Annotated in this window: 19 protein-coding genes; 4 read left to right on the top strand and 15 right to left on the bottom strand. The window is 60.4% G+C overall.

What is annotated here, in order from left to right:
- Positions 1–600: a tRNA-uridine aminocarboxypropyltransferase gene (locus RYC18_RS04595; RefSeq protein ID WP_002554584.1), complete on the bottom strand. Its 600-nt coding sequence runs from the start codon at positions 598–600 to the stop codon at positions 1–3.
- A 225-nt stretch (positions 601–825) separates the two neighbouring features.
- Here RYC18_RS04595 and RYC18_RS04590 point away from each other — a divergent pair, with 225 nt between their 5' ends.
- Positions 826–1,119 (top strand): hypothetical protein, encoded by a 294-nt coding sequence (locus RYC18_RS04590; protein ID WP_005755183.1) that lies wholly within the window; start codon positions 826–828, stop codon positions 1,117–1,119.
- A gap of 87 nt (positions 1,120–1,206) precedes the next feature.
- On the opposite strand, the gene RYC18_RS04585 is transcribed toward RYC18_RS04590, so the two are convergent.
- A complete protein-coding gene (locus RYC18_RS04585) occupies positions 1,207–1,329 on the bottom strand; it encodes a PA1414 family protein (RefSeq protein WP_101165338.1) in 123 nt (40 codons plus the stop codon).
- A 198-nt stretch (positions 1,330–1,527) separates the two neighbouring features.
- On the bottom strand, positions 1,528–2,892 hold the full coding sequence (gene rmuC / locus RYC18_RS04580) for a DNA recombination protein RmuC (RefSeq protein WP_162836993.1): 1,365 nt from the start codon (positions 2,890–2,892) through the stop codon (positions 1,528–1,530).
- Between the two features lie 747 nt (positions 2,893–3,639).
- Between rmuC and RYC18_RS04575 the strand changes: the two genes are divergently transcribed.
- The 3 genes from RYC18_RS04575 (at position 3,640) to RYC18_RS04565 (ending at position 6,170) form a co-directional block, all read left to right on the top strand.
- Positions 3,640–3,945 (top strand): hypothetical protein, encoded by a 306-nt coding sequence (locus RYC18_RS04575; protein WP_002554587.1) that lies wholly within the window; start codon positions 3,640–3,642, stop codon positions 3,943–3,945.
- 480 nt (positions 3,946–4,425) lie between these two features.
- A complete protein-coding gene (locus RYC18_RS04570) occupies positions 4,426–4,644 on the top strand; it encodes a hypothetical protein (RefSeq protein ID WP_002554588.1) in 219 nt (72 codons plus the stop codon).
- A gap of 242 nt (positions 4,645–4,886) precedes the next feature.
- Complete coding sequence (locus RYC18_RS04565) at positions 4,887–6,170, top strand: OmpP1/FadL family transporter (protein ID WP_016981432.1); 1,284 nt, start codon at positions 4,887–4,889, stop codon at positions 6,168–6,170.
- Between the two features lie 276 nt (positions 6,171–6,446).
- Here the strand turns inward: RYC18_RS04565 and RYC18_RS04560 are convergent, their stop codons facing one another.
- From RYC18_RS04560 to RYC18_RS04505, 12 genes are all read right to left on the bottom strand, one after another.
- Complete coding sequence (locus tag RYC18_RS04560) at positions 6,447–6,998, bottom strand: glutathione peroxidase (RefSeq protein WP_002554590.1); 552 nt, start codon at positions 6,996–6,998, stop codon at positions 6,447–6,449.
- A gap of 61 nt (positions 6,999–7,059) precedes the next feature.
- On the bottom strand, positions 7,060–7,182 hold the full coding sequence (locus RYC18_RS04555) for a hypothetical protein (protein WP_016981433.1): 123 nt from the start codon (positions 7,180–7,182) through the stop codon (positions 7,060–7,062).
- A complete protein-coding gene (locus RYC18_RS04550) occupies positions 7,179–8,387 on the bottom strand; it encodes an MFS transporter (RefSeq protein WP_016981434.1) in 1,209 nt (402 codons plus the stop codon). Before RYC18_RS04550 ends, RYC18_RS04555 begins: the two co-directional genes overlap by 4 nt.
- Positions 8,388–8,483: 96 nt before the next feature.
- The gene (locus tag RYC18_RS04545) at positions 8,484–9,215 is read right to left on the bottom strand and encodes an adenosylcobinamide-GDP ribazoletransferase (RefSeq protein WP_057405677.1); all 732 of its coding nucleotides are present in this window, start codon (positions 9,213–9,215) and stop codon (positions 8,484–8,486) included.
- 1 nt (position 9,216) lies between these two features.
- On the bottom strand, positions 9,217–9,789 hold the full coding sequence (gene cobC, locus RYC18_RS04540) for an alpha-ribazole phosphatase family protein (protein ID WP_057405675.1): 573 nt from the start codon (positions 9,787–9,789) through the stop codon (positions 9,217–9,219).
- On the bottom strand, positions 9,786–10,838 hold the full coding sequence (cobT, locus tag RYC18_RS04535) for a nicotinate-nucleotide--dimethylbenzimidazole phosphoribosyltransferase (RefSeq protein ID WP_057405673.1): 1,053 nt from the start codon (positions 10,836–10,838) through the stop codon (positions 9,786–9,788). Before cobT ends, cobC begins: the two co-directional genes overlap by 4 nt.
- Positions 10,835–11,356, bottom strand: coding sequence for a bifunctional adenosylcobinamide kinase/adenosylcobinamide-phosphate guanylyltransferase (gene cobU / locus RYC18_RS04530; RefSeq protein ID WP_004643289.1), 522 nt, complete (start codon positions 11,354–11,356; stop codon positions 10,835–10,837). The genes cobT and cobU overlap by 4 nt, the downstream gene beginning before the upstream one ends.
- Entirely contained in the window at positions 11,357–12,817 is a 1,461-nt protein-coding gene (locus RYC18_RS04525) for a cobyric acid synthase (protein WP_054995320.1), read from the bottom strand.
- Complete coding sequence (gene cobD, locus RYC18_RS04520) at positions 12,814–13,818, bottom strand: threonine-phosphate decarboxylase CobD (RefSeq protein ID WP_005782613.1); 1,005 nt, start codon at positions 13,816–13,818, stop codon at positions 12,814–12,816. The genes RYC18_RS04525 and cobD overlap by 4 nt, the downstream gene beginning before the upstream one ends.
- Positions 13,811–14,719 carry an adenosylcobinamide-phosphate synthase CbiB gene (gene cbiB, locus RYC18_RS04515; protein WP_057405665.1) on the bottom strand — a complete coding sequence of 303 codons (909 nt, stop codon included), beginning with the start codon at positions 14,717–14,719 and terminating at the stop codon, positions 13,811–13,813. Before cbiB ends, cobD begins: the two co-directional genes overlap by 8 nt.
- Positions 14,716–15,366 carry a 5,6-dimethylbenzimidazole synthase gene (gene bluB, locus RYC18_RS04510; protein WP_004657236.1) on the bottom strand — a complete coding sequence of 217 codons (651 nt, stop codon included), beginning with the start codon at positions 15,364–15,366 and terminating at the stop codon, positions 14,716–14,718. The genes cbiB and bluB overlap by 4 nt, the downstream gene beginning before the upstream one ends.
- Entirely contained in the window at positions 15,363–16,658 is a 1,296-nt protein-coding gene (locus RYC18_RS04505; protein WP_004657233.1) for a cobyrinate a,c-diamide synthase, read from the bottom strand. The genes bluB and RYC18_RS04505 overlap by 4 nt, the downstream gene beginning before the upstream one ends.
- Positions 16,659–16,684 lie beyond the last annotated feature (26 nt).

Genomic DNA, 16,684 nt, shown 5'->3' with positions numbered 1-16,684 from the left:
TTACCCCTGACCGCCGTGATTGCGCTGATACGTCTCGCTGCCCATTGCCTGAATCTGACCTTCGATCAAGGCGTCGAAAGGCTTCAGCAGCGCCTCGAAAGAGCGTGGCGCTTCCAGCGTCTGCAACGTATGAACGATAGCCTCAAGCGTTGATAAGGCATCCGGACCCGGCGCTTTGCGCAAGCGATAACGCGAAACCGGCACAATGCCTGGCGTGACCCTTGGCAGGCCCGCCAACAAGGGGTTGAGGTGCAGCAGTTTGCGCGCCTTGCGCCAGGTGCCATCCGGCACGACCAGCAACATGGGCAGCGAGTTCTGCACATAGGGCAGCAACGTCTCGGCAGCGTCACCCGGAAACAGCAACCGCGCCTGATAGCCGGGCGGGTTCAAAAGCGTTTGCAGATCATCGAACACTTCCCCCACCCGCAACTGCGCATTGACCAGACCCAGTGCGGCCAGTCGCGCCGTATTCAACGCATGGCCGGCTTCATCGGGATGCTGCAGGATCAACACTCGCGTGCGGCTGTCCAGTTGCGGAATCAAGGCGCAGAGACAGTGCGGGACGGGACGCAGGCAACGTTTACAGCGGGCGCGGGGCATCGGTTCTTACTCGGACAATCCAAAAGGGTTAAAACATGCCGCGCTGCGCCATGACCTTGAGCTCATCACAACCGCCTGTCGAACTGCGGCGCAGTTTAACCGGATAGCCCCCATTGCGCGGGGGTAAACCGTAGCTGCAACAGCGATTTGAGCTAGCCTTGAGGTCTGGGCTGGTGAAATGAAATACGCCTGCTGAATCTGACAAGATCAACCTCAGGGGCTTTCATGAATCGCGAAGAAATCAAACAGAAGGTGTTTGACGCGCTAGGCATCATTCTAGTGGATAAAAGCATGATTCACGAAGGTGCCACCTTCATCGACCTGGCTTTTGAGGACGATGACATAGAGTGCCTGTTCGCGGCGCTGGGGGACGTCTTCAACTTCGCGTTTCCTGACCAGATCAAGGAACAGGCCATCACAAAGCCCGAGGACTTTTCCCTGCACATGATCATCGAGCTAATTCTGTTGATGGGAAGCGAAGGCAACAAAACCAAGGGAAAACCTGAACATCGGCATTGAATGCCAGCCCTTGTATCGGGACACTCCTGTGCGTCCCGACCAGATTCAATATACGCTCTGCCCAGCGAAGAGGGTCAGGCGAGAGGTTTACCGGCGTTGGCGACGACGATCATCATCGGCACGAACCGGAATGGGCTGCAGTTTTGGTCGTTCTATAAGACCCAATGCAACGCCTGCGTCATGGAGCCATTCTTGCAGTTTGCTATTCATAGAGCCCCCTTGAGGGAAATACCCGGCAGTCAATCTATACACATCACTCACTAGAGATCATAGAAGCAAATGAACCGTTAGCCGAGTGCTACGGAAAACAATTTTCCGATAGAGCCAATGTGACATTTGTACAGGCTCGCTTCTAGTCTTTGCGACGGACGGCCTGTTACTGAACGTTGCGCCGACGAGCCAAACTGATCATTCAGGCGGACTGATCAGGCCGTCATTGTCAGTCATAGCCCGTTCGAGCAAGTCCGCGGGCAGACTCTTGCTGGCACGCGCACCCAGCAGCTTGAGTTGCTCGCTACGGCTTATCAGGTTGCCGCGCCCCTCCGTCAGCTTGTTGCGCGCCGCCGAGTAGGCCTTGTCCAGTTGCTGCAGACGGTTGCCTACCTCGTCCAGATCCTGAATGAACAACACAAACTTGTCGTACAGCCAACCTGCACGCTCGGCAATCTCGCGCGCGTTCTGGCTCTGACGTTCCTGCTTCCACAGGCTGTCGATGACCCGCAAGGTGGCCAGCAGTGTGGTGGGGCTGACAATCACGATGTTGCGATCAAAAGCTTCCTGAAACAGATTCGGCTCCGCCTGCAAGGCTGCAGAAAAAGCCGCTTCGATAGGCACGAAGAGTAGAACGAAATCCAGACTGTGAAGCCCCTCAAGACGCTTGTAATCCTTGCCTGAGAGGCCTTTGACGTGATTGCGCAGCGACAGCACATGTTGCTTGAGCGCAGCCTGACCGATAACGTCGTCATCAGCCGATACGTACTGCTGATAAGCCGTCAGGCTGACCTTGGCATCGACCACCACTTGTTTGTCACCGGGCAGCATGATCAGCACATCAGGCTGAAAGCGCTCGCCATCCGGCCCCTTGAGGCTTATTTGCGTCTGGTATTCACGGCCCTTTTCAAGCCCGGCATGCTCCAGCACCCGCTCAAGAATCAGTTCACCCCAGTTACCCTGGGTCTTCTGCCCTTTCAGGGCGCGCGTCAGGTTGGTGGCTTCATCGCTCAAACGTTGATTCAACTGCTGCAGACGCTCCAGCTCCTTCGCCAGCGAAAAACGTTCGCGGGCTTCGTTCTGATAACTTTCCTCGACGCGCTTTTCGAACGACTGGATGCGCTCCTTGAGCGGTGTGAGCAATTGCCCCAGTTGCTGCTGGCTGGTTTCGGCAAAACGCTGCTCACGCTCATCAAAGATCTTGCCTGCCAACTCGGCGAACTGCGCGCGCAGCTCATCCCGGGAACCCTGCAGGTCATTCAGGCGCTGCTGATGGCTGTCCTGCTGTTCACGCAACTCGGCATTCAATGCCGCGCACTGCGCATCCAGACGACGCAACTCGGCTTCTCTGCCGGCACGTTCATGATTCCAGGCATGCGCCGTTTCGCGAGCGCTATCGCCTTCCTGACGCAGCAACTCGACCTCGCGCCGCAGCGCTGCAAGGTCGGCCTGTTTGGCCGCATTGGCCTGGCTGAGGTCACTCACCTCGTCGCGGCAGGCATCCAGTTGCGCATTGAGGCCTTCCTGCGCCATCTGCGCCATGCTCAGGCGCTCGTCCAGCAGCGCGCTCTCGGCCTGACGAAGTGCCAGACGACGCTGCAACTGCCAGAGCAATGCCAACAAGGGCACAGCAGCTGCAGCAAGCCCCAGTAAAAGGCTGTTCAGGTCCAGTGCCATAAAGACTCCATGCAGGCTGAATCATCGCCAGCGGCAGTGTGGGTAAGCGCGTGATAGTGCAGCAGAAACGTCGTCTAGGGCGAGGCAAGATCAACAGGCGGGGGCAAATCGGGGGAACGAATTGTACGCGCTTTCAGCAACGTGCACAGCCCCCATTTCGGGGACATTTCAGCCGGGACAATCCACAGAAGCTGTGGATAACTCAGTGGACAACCCCCCTTTAACTTCCGCAAACGCAAGCAGGATGCGGCCTGCGCTCAAACTGACGATTTTTTCACCAGCTAAAAAAAACGATGTTTTTCATTGACTTAATAATTCACCATCATAAATCAAACCCTTAGCAACGCTTGTGACAGTGATATGGCAGCTTGTTCAGCTAATGTGCACAACTCCTTGCCGGGGCTCTTTTCAGCCATTTCGGGCATCATATGATTGTTGCTCGATTGCATCTTATTCTCAATGAATACGTGGCTTTCAGCAGCCTTTCAACCACTGGGATCGACCTGTCGCCGACGCAGTCCACACCTCACCAGACGCCTTGAAAACAATGCAGGCGACAAATCATGCATCTCGCGGTCCAAGCACTGCCAAAAAAGACCAAATATCAGCCACCAAGGATTCAGTGAAGGCCCCATGAAGGAGATAGTGAAGTTCTTCCTGCTGCTGATGGCCGTCTGCATCGTCGCCCTGGCCACCAGTATTGTCCTGCCACCGCCGGACGGCGGCGTCTTCGCCTACAGCGTGCTGTTGTCTGCAATTGCCCTGCTGCTGATCATCTGCAGCGACCTGAGCAATGGACGTATCAACAAGACAGGCGACATCATGCGCGCCATCGAAGGCCGCAAGTCCCTGCGGCTGACCATCGCTGCCTACCTGCTCGGGTGCTCGATGGTCGCATCCGTGACCGTGCTGATCTACCGTATGGTCGGGCACTGGTGAATTTTATTTACCGACGCTTGCAATACTTCGAAATGGCGGGTAAAATTGCCGCCGTTAGTACCAAGCTGAAAATCAATTCCGGTCGACAAGTCCCCCGACAGACACTCCTCCATGCGACGAGAATGTTGGCAACAAGGGATCGACCACCTTGATGGTTTCCAGACATGAACCTTTCGCGCTGATGCACCATTTGGGGTGACAGTGCAGTCATGGCTCTCATGGTCTGCTTCAACCAGCCTGCAATTGATCAGGATCTTCACCCGGAGCGTAGAACCTTTGCTCCTGTTGTGTTGCCTGCCCTCCTAAGTACCTACCGGTCAGCCAGAGCGCCATACGATAAAGCGCGCTTCAACTGCCTGTCTTTGTTCCAGTCAGGTTCTCCGCCCAGCCAGGCTTTTGTATCAAATGTCGGCCCGCGTTTACTGGAATCTTTATTTATGCACGGTATTGTTCCGTGTTGTTTCAGGAAACACCTTGAATATGAATACTCAAACCCAACACGCAATTCACACATTGACCAATGCTTTTGCCCCGATGAACTGCCTGATCATGGCCGCTCGCAAAGGCTGTTTCAGTTTTACAATCGTCAACGAACACGGCATCGCCCGTCACAGCGAACGCCTGTACCCCGATCAGTACGCAAGCGCCGAACCGCTGCAAGCCGTGATCGAGCGTACTCGTCAAGCACTCATCGCCTGACGCAAACGATTCACCGCTCGCCAAAAGCCCCGCCCTGCAAAGCGGGGCTTTTTTATGCCCGCTCTATATTGAATTGACGACATTAACCAATGTGCAGCACTGGGACTTCGTCTAAATTGCAATTCCCACGGCTTTATCAAGATTGTCCTACAAGAATAGCTCTAAATCGGGCTCCTCAGCCTATAGCGCGCCATCGAAAATGTTGGTAATTTTCGACCGGTGAACAACAAGGAGTTCTAATAATGAAAATAATGACAAAAGCACTGAACCGGACAACACTTGGACTCGCCCTGGGTCTGGCTTCTTCTCAACTGCTTGCAGCCGGTTTTGCCCTAAACGAACAAAGCATCAGCGGCATGGGCACAGGCTTTGCTGGTCGCTCCTCGTCAGCCGATGATGCAAGCACCGTATTCGGCAACCCTGCCGGCATGTCCCGAATCAAACGCGAACAAATCAGCGTCGGCGCCGCAGCCGTGATCGCCAAGACCGACATCGACAACGGTCGCGGCACATTCGGCGGCAGCAACGACGGTGACATGGTTCCGGTGGTGGGCGTGCCAATGGGCTATTACGTCAAACCTATCGATGATCACTGGGCATTTGGTCTGGGCGTGTACGTCCCGTTCGGCCTGGTCACTGATTACGAAAAAGGCTTCGCCGGCCGCTACTGGGGCGACAAGAGTCACGTCCAGATCGTGACCTTCCAGCCAACTGTCAGCTATGCATTCAATGACAAGGTTTCCATCGGTTTCGGCCCGACCATCAACCGCATCGACGGTGAACTGACCTCGGCAACATTGAACGCCGCAACACCGGGCCGTAATGACGGCAAGGTGAAGATCGAAGGCGATGACACCGCAATCGGCTTCAATGCCGGCATTCTGGTGCAGGCTACCGACACCACTCGTCTGGGCCTGACTTACCACTCCAAGGTCGATTACAAGCTCAAGGGCAAGACCAAGATCGAAGGCTCGGGCTTCGGTCCGTTCGGCGGCCAGAAGTACGATGCCTCGCTGGACATCTCCACGCCTGAGTCGGTGGATTTCTCCATCACCCAGCAACTCGACGAAAACTGGACTGTTTACGCAGGCAGTACCTGGACTCGCTGGAGCCGCCTGCAAGACATCACCGTCAACAACGATGGCGTCCCTGCTCTGCTGGGCGGTTCTGCCGGCCCAATCGGCACCATCACCGAAGAACAGAACTGGCACGACACCTGGGCGCACGCCATCGGTGCCTCGTACAAGGTCAATAAAGAGTGGACCCTGCGCACAGGTTTCTCCGTTGATCAGTCGCCGACCAACAACGTCAACCGCTCCCCACGCATCCCGACTGGCGATCGCAAGATCATCAGTTTCGGTGCAGGCTGGAGCCCGACCGACGACCTGACCATCGACGTGGCGTACTCGTACCTGCGTGAAGACGAAACCAAGATCCGCGACTCCAGCGCGACCAAAGGTTCGTACAGCGCTGACTACCGCAACACCGCTCACGGCCTGGGCACTTCGGTTACCTATCGCTTCTGATAGCAACTGCCAGACTGAAAAAAGCCCGCAACCAGTAATGGTTGCGGGCTTTTTATTGCGTGCCTGATGCGCTCAGACCCGCATTGATTGACTGCCGTACAGATACTCCGCGTCATTGACGGGCTACCGTACAGATGCTCCGCCTCATGACTGACTATCGTGCCGACGCTCCGCGTCGGCATGCAGTTCTGGACGCTCTGCGTCCTCTTTGTGGCGCTCCGCGTCACACAAGGCTTCTGCGATGTCAGGCAGATTCAGACAACACTCAAGCCCGCCCTAAGGCTTCGACGCAATCGCCTTTTCAATGGCTGCGATCAGCTCAGGATCATCCGGCTTGGTCATGCTGGAGAAGTTGGCAATGACTTTACCCTGGCGATCAACCACGTACTTGTAGAAATTCCAGCGCGGCGCACTGCTTTGCTCGGCCAGCACCTTGAACAAATGGGTCGCATCATCGCCGCGTACGGCCTGCGGCTCGGTCATGGTGAAAGTCACGCCGTAATTGACGTAGCAAACCTTGGCGGTCTCCTCACCATCCTTGGCTTCCTGTTTGAAGTCATTGGACGGCACGCCCAACACCTCAAGCCCCTGCCCCTTGTAGCGCTGACTCAGCTCTTCAAGCCCTTTGAACTGCGGGGCAAAGCCACAGAAACTGGCGGTGTTGACCACCACCAGCGGCTTGCCGGCAAAGCGTTTGCACAGGTCGATGTTTTCCTTGGCGCGCAGCTTGGGCAACTCGCCCTGCAGCAGCGGCGGACAGTCGGCAGCCATTGCAGCGCCACTCATGGCCAGCAGCAGGAGAGGAATCGAAACAAAGCGAATGTTCATCATGGCGGCCCTGGATAATGTTGTCGTTTGTCGACACGCTACCCCATGCCAGGCTGTCTGCCTAGCAAGCGGCCATTCCCAGTTGCAACGCAGCCAGTCCAACGTGCTGCCAGGCCCACCAGACCAGCCCCAACACCACCGCGCCTGCGAGCACCGCCGCCAGTAGAGGCCAGCGACGGCTCATGCAAGGCTACCCTGCGCCTGCAACCTGGCCACCGGGCGCTCACGCACCGGCCAGTTCAAAGCGGCGGCCAGCAGACTCAGCAGTATCGAGACTTGCCAGACGAGGTCGTAGTTGCCGGTACGGTCATACACCAGCCCGCCCAGCCAGCCGCCGAGGAATGCGCCTAACTGGTGAAACAGAAAGACGATACCGCCCAGCATCGACAGGTTACGCACACCAAACAGTGTCGCGACCGTGCCGTTGGTCAGCGGCACAGTCGACAGCCACAGCAGGCCCATTGCTACGCCGAACAGATAGGCATTGGTCTGGCTCAGCGGGACCCAGAGAAACAAGACGATCACCACCGCGCGCAACAGATAAAGCGCGGTCAACAGTCGAGGTTTGGACATGCGCCCGCCCAGCCAGCCAGCGGTGTAAGTGCCAAAGATATTGAACAACCCGATCAAGGCCAGCACCGTTGTACCGACCTTGGCAGGCAAGTGTTGATCCACCAGATAGGCCGGCAGGTGCACGCCGATGAACACCACTTGAAAGCCACAGACGAAGAAACCCAGTGCCAGCAGCCAGAAACCCGAATGCGAGCAGGCTTCACGCAGCGCCTCGCCCAGCGTCAGCTCGATACCGGTAGACACGCTCGGCGTATCCTTGAGCATGCCTACCAAGGGCAGGATCAGCGCCACCATCAAGCCCAGCACCAGCAAGGCACCGGACCAGCCCAACCAACTGATCAAGCCCAGTGTGCCGGGCAACATGGCGAACTGGCCGAATGAACCCGCCGCGCTGGCGATCCCCATGCCCATGCTGCGTTTTTCCGCAGGCAGCGCGCGCCCGACGACACCCAGAATGACCGAAAAAGACGTGCCGGACAGACCAATACCGATCAGCAAACCAGCACTAAGGGAGAGACTGAGAGACGAATCAGCCATACTCATGCACAACAGCCCTGCCGCATACAGCACACCGCCAACGAAGACGACTTTGGCCGCGCCAAATCGATCTGCCAGCGCCCCGGCGAACGGCTGCGCCAGACCCCACATAAGGTTCTGCAAGGCGATGGCAAAGGCAAAGACCTCACGCCCCCAGCCAAAATCCGCGCTCATGGGCGCCAGAAACAGGCCGAAACCGTGCCGCGTGCCCAGCGAAAGCGCAAGGATCAACGCACTGCCCAGCAGAACCCAGCCGCTGGTACGCCAGATCGATGTCATGGTTAAGCTCCCTGCACTTTGTTACATGGTTTTACCTGCGAATCGCGAAGCTACGCGCTGCCGGTAAAAGCTGTCAACAAAGCATTGGCAGGGCTGTTAAAGCAGCGCCAGCGTCAGCAGGACTGCCAGCTCCAACAGTTCGAGCAGCGCCCCGGCGGTGTCGCCCGTGCAGCCGCCCAGACGGCGCATCATCAACTGCCGCAGCCAGAAGAAACAAACGGCGCAGACCAGCAATACAGCTACCCCTGACCAGCCGGCGAGCAGCACGCACGCAATGGCAGTGGCGGCCAAAACCTTGCGTCCAGGGCCACGCGGCAGGTGATCGGCGAGCGCCTGCCCCAATCCCCCGGAACGCACATATGGTGTGCCCAGAAAAAGCCCAAGCATGGCAGCGCGTCCGATCAGCGGCGCCAACAGCAGCCCGATACTGCTGTGACTTTCGATCAGCGCCAGAATCGCTGCAAATTTGAGCAGCAGCACCAGCACCAGCGTGGCCACGGCAATCGGCCCGCTACGCGGGTCCTTCATGATCTGCAAGGTACGTTCGCGATCACCAAAACCGCCCAGCCAGGCGTCGGCACTGTCGGCCAGACCGTCCAGATGCAAGCCGCCACTGAGCAGCACCCAGGCGCTGAGTACCAACGCGGCATGCAGCATGAGCGGCGTACCACTGAGTAGCGCGCTGAAACCCAGCAGCAGCATGCCGAACACCACGCCTACCAGCGGGTAGAACAACAACGAACGCCCAAGCTCTTCCGGGCGCGGCATGCCGGGCAGACGAATCGGCAGGCTACCGAGAAATTGCAGGGCGATCCAGAACGGCAGCATCTCAGACCTCCGTGATTACGCCAGCAGCTGCGACCTGAATCGACAGCAGTGCGCCATGGCCGACCACTACCTGCAACAATTGCTCACGCGGCAGACCGCGCGCCTGCGCCAGCAGCAGGCGCATTACACCGCCGTGACTGACCAGCAACACGCGTTCATCGGCATACGACTTATGCAGACGCGCCACCGCATTCAGCACCCGTGTCGAAAATTCGATCACTGGCTCGCCATTGGGCGGTGTGAAGGCGTAGGGATCGGCCCAGAACAGGCCCAAGCCTTCGGCATCGGTTTCCATGAGCTGCGCAGGGCTGTGGCCTTCCCAGTCGCCGAAATGCAGCTCCTGCAAACCCGGCTCCAGTTGCATGGGCAGCGACAGGCGCTGCGCCAGCTCTTCGGAAAAACGTGCACAGCGCTGCAAAGGCGAGCTGACAATCCGTTCCCAGGGACCGCCATCGGCCACTGCCGCACGCATCTGCTGCCAGCCGAGTTCGGTCAGAGCATCGTCGAGGCTGCCGCGCAGACCACCGCCCAGCTCTGTTTCGCCATGACGCAGCAAGTCCAGACGCAAGGTCATGCGGGGCGATCCGCCACTGCCGCTTCGGCAAACGTTGCCATGCCGTTGTGCAACTCACAGGCCAGACGCACCAGCGGCACCGCCAGGGCTGCGCCACTGCCCTCGCCCAGACGCAAGCCGAGGTCCAGAAGCGGTTCGGCCTGTAGCGTTTCCAGCAAGTGCCGGTGGCCCGGTTCGGCGCCACGGTGGCCGAACAACAGCCAGTTGCGGCAAGACGGATTCAGGCGCACCGCCACCAACGCGGCCACGCTGCAAATGAAACCGTCGACCAGCGCCACGATGCCTTCCTGCGCACAGGCCAGATAAGCGCCGGTCAGCGCGGCAATCTCGAAACCACCCAGGCAGAACAGGCTATGCAGCGGGTCGCCCGCCTGCTCGGCATGCAGCGCCAGTGCGCGTTCGATGACACGGGTCTTGTGCTCGATGCCCTCGGCGTTCAGCCCGGTGCCGGGACCGACCAGCAACGGCGCGGCACATTCCAGCACCGAGCAGGCGACGGCGCTGGCCGCCGTGGTATTGCCGATGCCCATCTCGCCACCGATAAACAGCTCGGTGCCGACCGCCTTGGCGCGCAATACACTGTCGCGCCCGGCCTGCAGAGCAGCAAGCCCCTGCTCAGCGCTCATGGCTGGCCCGTGGGCGAAATTGGCGGTGCCCGCGCCGATGCGCAAATGACGCACGCCCGGCAAATCCAGAGGCGCCACGGTACCCAGATCCACCACGTCCAGCTGCGCCGAGAGCTGGCGCGCCAGCACGCTGATCGCTGCGCCACCGTTGACGAAGTTATGCAGCATCTGGCCGGTGACTTCCTGTGGATAGGCCGATACACCTTCGGCCACCACACCATGATCGCTGGCAAAGATCGCGATCCACAATTTATCGGCAGCCGGACGCTCGCGCCCTTGCAGGCCGGCAAGCTGTACCGCCAGACGCTCCAGTTGTGCCAGCGAACCCGCCGGCTTGGTCAACTGTTGCTGACGGGCCAGTGCCGCCTCGCGCATTGGTACATCAATAGCCTGTGCAGGCTTGAGCCACCAGGAATTACTCATAGCGCGGTTCCTTTCAACGTCAGGGGCAAGCCGGCAACGGTCAACACGACACGCTGGCAACGCTCGGCCAGCGCCTGATGCAACAGGCCGGCTTCATCGACATAGCGACGGGTCAGTTCGCCGAGCGGCACGACGCCAAGCCCGGTTTCGTTGCTGACAAAAATGATTTCACCCGGCAGCCCGGCAAGGCTGTCGAGCAGGGATTCACGTTCTTGAAGCAGGCGCTCGGGGTTGTCGAGCATCAGCAGATTGGTCAGCCAGAGGGTCAGGCAATCGACTAGCAGGCAGCAATCGGGCGCCGCATTTTCGCGCAGCACCCGCGCCAGCTCGAGCGGTTCTTCGACCAGCCCCCAGTGTTCGGGGCGACGGGCGCGATGGCTGGCCACGCGCTGATTCATTTCGCCGTCCAGAGGCTGACTGGTGGCGATGTAGGTCACCTTCAGCGTGCTGTCGGCGGCCAGTTTTTCCGCCAGGCGACTCTTGCCGGAACGCGCGCCGCCGAGGATCAATTGCAGCATTCAGTTCGCCTCCAGGCCACACAGTTCGCGAAGCAATGGGCCGTCCAGGTGTTTTTCCACCAGGTCCGCCAGACGTTCGATGTCGCGCTCGCGCAGGGCGTGATAGTCGACGGACTGCACGTTCGCCAACCCCGCCCAGCGCAGTAACGCGCTACAGGCCGCAGGTGATTCGAACAGGCCGTGCAGGTAAGTCCCGAGCACCTGCCCGTCGACACTCTGCGCGCCATCGCAACGCCCGTCGTCCAGTTGCACGGCAGCCTGCTCCAGCGCCGGCCCTGTCGTTACCCCGGCATGAATTTCGTAGCCGCTGACCTCGGCGTCTTCCAGGGTCAGACGACCGCGCACATTGCGCAGTTGCTTTTCCGCTTCCAGCACCGTGCTCATTGCCAGTAGGCCAAACCCGGCGCTGGACCCGGCTGCGCCTTCCAGCCCGAGAGGATCGTGCACCTGCTCACCGAGCATTTGCAGGCCGCCGCAGATCCCCATCAGCTTGCCGCCATAACGCAAATGCCGCTCGATGGCGGTGTCCCAGCCACTGTTGCGCAGGTAGTTCAGATCGCTGCGCACGCTTTTCGAGCCGGGCAGAATGATCAGGTCCGCAGGAGGAATCGCCTGGCCGGGACCGATGAACTGCAGATTGACCTGAGGGTGCAGGCGCAGCGGGTCGAAATCAGTGTGATTACTGATGCGAGGCAGCACCGGGACCACCACGTTCAGCACATGCTCGACCTTGTCGGTCTGACGCTGGTCCAGGCCGTCTTCGGCCTCCAGATGAAGGTCCATTACGTAGGGCAGCACGCCAACCACCGGCTTGCCGGTGCGTGCTTCCAGCCAGTCCAGGCCCGGCTGCAACAAGGCAATGTCACCGCGAAAACGATTGATGATGAACCCCTTGACCCGCGCCTGTTCGCTGGGCGACAGCAACTCCAGCGTGCCGACCAGATGGGCAAACACCCCGCCACGATTGATATCGGCAATCAGCAACACCGGGCAGTCGACCGCCTCGGCAAAGCCCATGTTGGCGATATCGTTGGCGCGCAGGTTGATCTCGGCCGGAGAGCCCGCGCCTTCTACCATGATCACCGGGTAGCTTTCACCCAGCCGCCGATGCGACTCCAGCACCGCCTGCATGGCGATCTCTTTATAGCCGTGGTACGCCACCGCGTTCATGGTGGTGACGGCGCGACCGTGAATGATCACCTGCGCACCGGTATCACTGTTGGGCTTGAGCAGCACCGGGTTCATGTCGGTGTGCGGCTCCAGAAAGCACGCCTGCGCCTGCACCGCCTGGGCGCGGCCGATTTCGCCGCCGTCCGCCGTTACAGCGCTGTTGAGCGCCATGTTCTGCGGTTTGAATGGCACGACCTTGACGCCCTGTCGGGTCAGCCAGCGGCACAGTGCCGTCACCAGTGTGCTTTTGCCGGCGTCGGAGGTGGTGCCTTGTACCATCAGCGTGGTCATGGGTATTCCTTGCGGTATTCAAGCAGAACAGTGTGCAAACGCAGCCAGTCGGCCTCGTCGCGGGGCAGACCGAAGCGCAGGCTGGCGGACTCGGGTGTGCCGCCCTTGAAAAGACGCAACAATACGCCACGTCGCGCACAGAACTCATAGAGCGTTTGCGCTTCAGGGGTCAACCGCCACTGAAACAGCGCACAGCCGCCCTGCGGGCTCAGCCCGTACTGGTCGAGCAAAGCCACCAGACGCTCGCGAGCCTGCTCGCTGCGTTGACGCTGACGGGCGTGCCCTTCCTGATCATTGAGGCACACCTGACCGATGATTCGTGTTGGCCCGCTGACCGACCATGGGCCGATTTCCTGCGCCAGCATCCTCAGCAATACCGGCTCGGCCATGACAAAACCGAGCCTGACACCGGCCAGGCCAAAAAACTTGCCGAACGAGCGCAGCACAATCAGCCCGGTGCGCCACGTTTCGGCAGCCAGGCTCAGGCCCGGCGTGTTATCCATGAACGCCTCATCGACGACCAGCCAGCCACCGCGCTCGGCCAGTCGTGCATGCCACTCCAGCAGGCGCTCGGCGCTCAGGTGCAGGCCGGTCGGATTGTTCGGATTGACCACCACCAGCACATCAAGAGAGTCGAGAAAGTATTCGACCTCCTGCTCGCCTATCTCGCGGACCACGAAGCCGTTCTTGCGCCATGCATGTGCATGCTCGGCGTAGCAGGGCGACAGCACGCCAACCCGACCTCCGCTGCGTACCCGCGGCAACGCTTGAATCGCGGCCTGCGAGCCGGACACCGGCAATAAGCGAGGTACGCCGTAATAGCGGCAGGCAGCTGCTTCCAGGCCATCATCGGTCTCGGGCAAACGCGCCCATGCACGCGTCGGAATCTCCGGGATGGGCCACGACCAGGGTGCAATGCCCGTGGACAGGTCCAGCCAGTCAGCCAGTTCGATACCGTAATGCTGCGCCGCGGCGCGCAACCGACCGCCGTGCTCAAGCATAGAATTCAGCTACCACGCATATGACCAGCAACCACAACCAGACGCCGCGCTGCACCAGTTGCCAGCCGCGATCAATGGAATCCGCATCGGCAGGCGCACCTTCACCCAGTTGCGGACGCTGATGCAGCTCGCCGTGATAGATCGCCGCCCCGCCCAGTTCGACACCCAGCGCGCCAGCGCCAGCGGCCATCACCGGACCTGCATTCGGACTGTCCCAGGCCGGAGCCTGTGTGCGCCAGCAACGCAGCGCCAGCCGGGTCTTGCCCAGCAAGGCGTAAGTCAATGCCACAAGACGTGCGGGAATATAGTTGAGCAGATCGTCGATCTTCGCCGCAGCCCAGCCAAAACGCTCGAAGCGCTCGTTGCGGTAACCCCACATGGCGTCCAGCGTGTTGCTCAGCCGGTACAGCACCACGCCGGGCGCACCGGCCACGACAAACCAGAACAGCGCGGCGAACACCGCATCACTGCCGTTCTCCAGCACTGATTCGGTAGCTGCGCGGGCCACTTCGGTGGCATCCAGTTCGCTGGTCTGGCGACTGACCAGATAACCGACCCGCTGGCGTGCCTCGACCAGATCGTCACTGCGCAACGCTTGCGCCACCGGCTGAACATGTTCGCCCAGGCTGCGCATGCCCAGCGCGCAATACAGCGCCAGAACCTCGACCAGCCAGCCAATACCGGGCAACCAGCTCAGTAGCGTGGCCAGCAGCGTCAACGGCATTACGGTGATAACCCAGGCGGTAACGCCATGACTGCGCCAGCCACGGCCACCGCTGTTGAAACGCTGCTCGACCCGATTGGCGAAGTTGCCGAACGCTACCAGCGGATGCCATCGTTTTGGCTCACCGAGCAGCGCATCCAGTGCGACCCCGGCGACGCTCAACAGCGCCACACTCATTGATTCACTCCCCATTGATTCTCGTACAGCAGCTCGTGCAGCGGACGCGCCTGCGCCCAGCCTTCCATCACCAGCATTGGCGCAGGATAGAATTCCTTGACCGGCCCCAGGCAAATGATCGCCAGCGGCTTCGCGCCGTCAGGCATGCCCAGCAGTTCGGCCAATGCCTCGGGGTCGAACAGCGACACCCAGCCCATGCCCAGCCCCTCGGCACGCGATGCCAGCCACAGGTTCTGGATCGCGCAGGACAGCGATGCCATGTCCATTTCCGGCAAGGTGCGGCGGCCGAAAATATGCTGTTCACGGCCTTCCATCAGTGCGGCGACCAACACCTCGGCGCAGTCATTGATTCCTTCGACCTTGAGTTTCATGAACTCGTCGGTGCGCTCGCCCAGTGCCTGGGCAGTGCGGATACGTTCATCTTCTACCTGCGCCTGCATTTTTCCGCGCAACGCCGGATCGCTGATGCGAATGAAGCGCCACGGCTGCATCAGCCCGACACTGGGTGCCTGGTGTGCGGCTTCCAGCAAGCGCGCCAGCAACTCGGGCGCCACCGTGCCGCCGACGAAGTGGCGCATGTCGCGACGCTCGGCGATGGCCCGGTACACCGCAGCCCGCTCTTCAGGGCTGAACGCTTGTTCGGTCATGGTTTGAACAGCGCCGCAATCGCCTGAGGGCAGGAAGGGAAATAGAAATGCACGTAGGACGCGGTCAGACGACCCAGGCGGTAGACTGCCTCTGCGCCACGCCCGCCGTTGGGGCTGACGCCACGAGCAATCGGCTGCAACTCGGTGCTGGTCAGCGAATGGTGGTACGTGTGGCCGTGCAGCGTGCCCTCGGGCAATTCAACCGCTTGCAAGGCCAGCGCCGCCAGACGCTTCTGCATGACCGCCTCACCGGACAGCAAGCCGACCAGTTCGGCGCGCACGCCCTCCACATCGGTCAAGGCTTCGAGTAAATAAAGCATGCCGCCGCACTCGGCCAGAATCGGCTTGCCAGCAATATGGTGCGCCCTGATCGACGCCTGCATCGTCAGGTTTTCCGCCAGCGCAACGTGATGCAGCTCCGGGTAACCACCCGGCAGGTACAGGCTGTCGGCGTCGGGCAGCTCACGATCATGGATCGGCGAGAAGAAACTCAGCTCTGCGCCCATGTTTCGCAGCAGGTCCAGGCTTGCGCCGTACAGAAAGGCAAAGGCCTCGTCGCGGGCAATGGCGATGCGCACACCGCTGAGCAACGGCTCGACCTGAACCGGGTCGGGCGCGGTAAAGGTTACGGCTGGCGGCAAGGCCACTTCGCAGGTGCTGGCCAGCGCGGCGGCAGCCATGTCCAGCCGCACATCCAGATCATTGAGTTCGCTGGCCTGGACCAGCCCCAGATGGCGGCTGGGCAATTCGAAACCGACTTCCCGGGACAGTGCGCCATACCAGCGCAGGCCTTCGGTCAGACTGTTTTCCAGCAACTGCGCGTGGCGTACCGTACCAACCCGATTGGCCAGCACGCCGGCAAACGGCAGATCCGGCTGATAACGCGCCAGCCCGAGCGCCAGCGCGCCAAACGTCTGCGCCATCGCCGTGCCGTCGATCACCCCCAACACCGGTACGCCAAAGTGGCGGGCCAGATCAGCGCTGGACGGTGTGCCGTCGAACAACCCCATGACGCCTTCGATCAGGATCAGGTCTGCCTCATCCGCGGCTTCCCACAACAGGCGACGGCTTTCGTCGGCACCGACCATCCACATGTCCAGCTGATAGACCGGTGCGCCGCTGGCCCGCTCAAGAATCATCGGGTCGAGAAAATCCGGCCCGCACTTGAACACCCGGACCTTGCGGCCCTGGTTGCGGTGCAAACGTGCCAGTGCCGCGGTGACGGTAGTCTTACCTTGCCCGGAGGCAGGCGCGGCGATCAAAACCGCCGGGCAATCGCGCGGAGCTCTCATTGCAGTGCTCTCATTGCAGTGCGCCC

The sequence above is a fragment of the Pseudomonas syringae group sp. 247E2 genome, assembly GCF_032587795.1.
Lineage (GTDB): Bacteria > Pseudomonadota > Gammaproteobacteria > Pseudomonadales > Pseudomonadaceae > Aquipseudomonas > Aquipseudomonas amygdali.
This window is presented reverse-complemented; position numbering and strand designations above follow the sequence as displayed.